Annotated in this window: 2 protein-coding genes; one reads left to right on the top strand and one right to left on the bottom strand. The window is 67.0% G+C overall.

What is annotated here, in order from left to right; all coding sequences use genetic code 11:
* A partial coding sequence (locus ACSFA3_RS24350; RefSeq protein WP_435507950.1) for a sigma factor-like helix-turn-helix DNA-binding protein occupies positions 1 to 397 on the top strand: 397 nt, incomplete at its 5' end.
* A 44-nt stretch (positions 398 to 441) separates the two neighbouring features.
* Here ACSFA3_RS24350 and ACSFA3_RS24345 read toward each other — a convergent pair.
* Positions 442 to 1,194: a hypothetical protein gene (locus tag ACSFA3_RS24345; protein ID WP_435507951.1), complete on the bottom strand. Its 753-nt coding sequence runs from the start codon at positions 1,192 to 1,194 to the stop codon at positions 442 to 444.
* Positions 1,195 to 1,213: the final 19 nt, after the last annotated feature.

The following is a 1,213-nucleotide window of genomic DNA, read 5'->3' as shown; positions in this document are numbered from 1 at the left end:
GACCCGGCTCAACGTCAAGCCTGAAGAAGTGCTCGAGATGGAAACCCGCCTGTCGGGCGGCGACGTCATGCTAGACCCGGGCCCGTCGGACGACGGTGACGAAACCTTCGGCCCGATCGCCTACCTGGCCGACGCCACGCAAGAACCGACCGCCCTGCTCGAATCGCAGCAGCGCGACCGCCTGTCGAGCGACGGCATCGCGACCGCGCTCGAGGCACTGGATGACCGCAGCCGCCGCATCGTGGAAGAACGCTGGCTCAAGGTGAACGACGACGGCTCGGGTGGCATGACGCTGCACGACCTGGCCGCTGTGTACGGCGTGAGCGCCGAGCGCATCCGCCAGATCGAGGTCGCGGCGATGAAGAAAATGAAGAAGGCGCTCGCGGACTACGCGTAAGCCTCCCTTCCCTCAGAAAAAAGCCCGGTACTCCCGGGCTTTTTTCATTTGGAAAGCGTCCGCATCGCCCGCTTGGCGATGTACCGGGTTTCGGCCATGTCCGACTCCGCCACCCACCGCGCACACAGCTTGTCGACCCACTCGCCCTGGCTCTTGCTCGCGTCGTTGAGCCAGTTCGCCACCGAGTTCTGCACATAGCGGCTGGGGTCGGCGCGCAGCGGCTCGATCAGCGGCAGCGCGCGCCACGGCTCGGTCTTGAGCGCATCGATCTGCGCGCACCACACGCCGCGCGGCCGCGTGAGTTCGCTGGCAAAGCGGCGGATGTTGGGGTTGGCATCGGACACCCACGGCTGCAGCAGCGCGAGCGCTTCGTCGAGCCCGTACAGGCGGCTGAAAATCTCGAGGTCGCTCGCCAGGGCCACGACGTACGTCGCAAGCGGCACGTCGTTGCCTTGCAGTAGGCCGGGCACGCCGCCGCCGTCGTAGGTCTCGAAGATGGCGCGCAGCGCCGCTTCGGTATCGAGACCCAGGCCCAGCGTGTTCGCGATGTCGCCGGCGATCTCGCAATGAATGTTGGCCATGGCGAGCATGGCGTTGGGAATGGGCACGCTGCGGGGCGGCGGCTGCGCCATTCGCGGCTTTTGCGATGCAAGAAGGGCGCTTCGCCCCTGCACGTCGTCTTCCAGAAAGTCCGCAAACTCCTGGGCATTGGCAGTGCAACCCGACCAGCGCAGCAGCGCGACGTGCCGGGCGGCCTCGACCTGCGATGGGTCGCAGCGGGTCTGCGTCGCGATCATTCCGGCGAGCCACGCGGTG

Source organism: Variovorax glucosi (assembly GCF_051216695.1).
Classification (GTDB): Bacteria; Pseudomonadota; Gammaproteobacteria; order Burkholderiales; family Burkholderiaceae_C; genus Variovorax.
This window is presented reverse-complemented; position numbering and strand designations above follow the sequence as displayed.

Excerpts from the sequence above, each read along its gene's own strand:
- ACSFA3_RS24345 (WP_435507951.1), bottom strand. The coding sequence starts at position 1,194 with ATGATCGCGACGCAGACCCGCTGCGACCCATCGCAGGTCGAGGCCGCC.